Below are 2,516 nucleotides of genomic sequence, written 5' to 3' on the forward strand. Positions count from 1 at the left end.
AACGCCTTAACGTCGATACGCTTACACCTTTCAATTTAGCGGCTTCCGATATGGTTAACTTACTCATAGAACGATTATAGCACAAGTCATGAGTAATTTTGGCTAATATTAGTTAGGTTTTTGGCTTCTGTATTTAACCCCACACCCCACACCCTGTCCCCACGAAAAACTTTTTGCTGCAAACCCTAGTTAGGGGAAGCATTGGGGGGACTCGGACCGGTGACGGGTGCGGAAGGTGTCGTCCCGGTCGTGGGACTCGGACCGGTGACGGGTGCGGGAGGTGTCGTCCCTGGATTGGTATCGGTGACGGGTGCGGGAGGTGTCGTCCCTGGATTGGTATCGGTGACGGGTGCGGGAGGTGTCGTCCCGGTCGTGGGACTCGGACCGGTGACGGGTGCGGGAGAAATCGGTGGATTGGAAGGGGGATTATGACTCAAGAATTGCCAAGCGATCGCAGCCAGCAAACCGAGAACACCGACAGCGATCGCCAACATCGGGGGTGAAACCCTAGTGAGCGCGGGGGGAGAAGTACGACTAGAAACCGAAGAAGATGCAGGGGGGGGAGTGGGTATTGCTGTCACCACTTCTTCTCCGGGGTAGGTGTCCCCGCTGTGATCAAAATCTTGGTCATTAAGATCGGGAATAATCCGTTCTTTGGCCTCAGCATAAACTAAAGGCGTGACAGGTTCAGCCGCAGGAACTACCCGACAATAAACTAGGGCGATGGTGGAGTTATCGTGACCGTTTTTCTGGTTAGCTAGTTGTAATAAACTTTCCCCCACGGCGGTTACATTTTTCTCTCCTCGCAAAAGAGGCACAATTTCACTGTCCCAGTATTGTTCTACCCGATCGTAATCACTTAAACCATCGGAACAGAGGAGAAAAACACAATCTTGATCAATAATCAACCTCTGAACGGTGGGATGGAGATTATTGGCGCTACTCATGCCCAAAGCTTGCACCAAGGCCCCCGCGTTGGGATACTGTATGGCATCACGATAGAGGAGATAGCCTAATTTCACTTCCCTGGAAGCGAGATCGTCATCCACCGTCACTTGATGACAACTGTGGGCAGTAATCCAATAGATGCGGGAATCCCCCACATGGGCCGCGTACATTTCCTGGGCCTGGGCAAAAGCCATAACTAGAGTCGTACCCATGCGCTGACGATCTTGTCTTGACTCCTGATCATTGCGTTGACTGATCAGATCATTGGTGACACGAATCGCCTGTTCGAGGACAAGACTGTAACTATCGGGATAGACTTCAATATTAGTGGTGGGACTGGGATTAATTTCCCTAGACAGGGTTTCGATCGCTAATTGAGCAGCGATTTCGCCCCCTTCCTGACCGCCGATGCCATCACAGACAATCGCCAGGGGATTTTGACCATGAGCGAGGGTTATGGCCTGATTAGTCGGGGGATAACAGGCATCCTCGTTGTGTTCCCGCATCAGACCAGTATCAGTGCAGGTAAAAATCTCATAGCTGCGTTCTTGACCTCCACCGTAGTGCTGTAGTGCATAATCGAGGATAGCGATCAGGGATTCCGGGCGATCGAGATCACCGGATTCTAGCTCTTGGGTCAGGGATACGAGAAAATCTTGAATATTAGCGGCTGCCGTCGGGATCAGACCGGTCCAGAAAGCTCCTAAATCTTTTAAATTGGGAGCGTTGGCCTCATCTTTGCTTAATTCTAGCAATTGCAGCAGCTGATTATTCACTCTCGTCAGCGAAGGGTTGAGCAGACTAGAGACTACAGCCTTTCTCTGAAGGGGATGCCAGAGTTTGGCCATTTGCCATAACCAGTGAATTTGTCTTAAATCGGAAGCTTGCGACCAAACCTCGGCTAGAGTGGGCAATAGTTCCGGATATATTAATTCTCCCGTTTGATCGAGGGGAATAGTGCCGTATTCCAACAGCCAGATGTCCATATTCAAGCGTTCGTCGGGACTAGGAATATAGCCATAGACTTGGGGAATATGGAGATGGAATGGTAACAATTTTAGGTAGAGGGAGAGCCAGCTAGGAGGTTCTTCCGGTGCTTGGGGTGCTTGAGCGGGTTTAGTATCAAGAACAATTTGTGGTTGTTTGACCAAATAACGATTATCAATTAGCTCGCCAACATGATAATAGGTTCTCACCCAATCACCCATCATCCATAAATAGCGCTTAACTAAAGGAGTACCGCACTTTTCACAGAATCTATTAGTGAGAGCGTTCGGGGATAGACAGGTTAGGTTTTGACATTGGAGGGTTGTCACGGAATCCATGAAAACTGCTGACTCCTAAAGCGCGATTAGATTAGTATAGGTTATTAAAATAGCGTGTTTTTATCCACGTTGACTGCCAGTGTATTCCAGTGTTTCCCAAATTTTAACCTTTGTCGCTCGATCGAGAATAATTAGGGTTTACTGAAAAAGTTTTTCCTGGGTGTGGGGAAGTGGGGAAGTGGGGAAGTGGGGAAGTGGGGAAGTGGGGAAGTGGGGAAGTGGGGAAGTGGGGAAGTGGGGAAG

At 49.4% G+C, this 2,516-nt stretch carries 2 protein-coding genes; both read right to left on the reverse strand.

The features are described 5' to 3' along the window. Positions 1–67 (reverse strand): MerR family transcriptional regulator (locus tag IM515_RS26185; RefSeq protein WP_425589508.1); only part of this gene is annotated, 67 nt, incomplete at its 3' end. A gap of 118 nt (positions 68–185) precedes the next feature. After that, a complete protein-coding gene (locus IM515_RS20350) occupies positions 186–2,273 on the reverse strand; it encodes a PP2C family protein-serine/threonine phosphatase (RefSeq protein WP_287627411.1) in 2,088 nt (695 codons plus the stop codon). Positions 2,274–2,516 lie beyond the last annotated feature (243 nt).

This window comes from Microcystis sp. M44BS1, from assembly GCF_020244875.1.
GTDB classification, from domain to species: domain Bacteria; phylum Cyanobacteriota; class Cyanobacteriia; order Cyanobacteriales; family Microcystaceae; genus Microcystis; species Microcystis panniformis.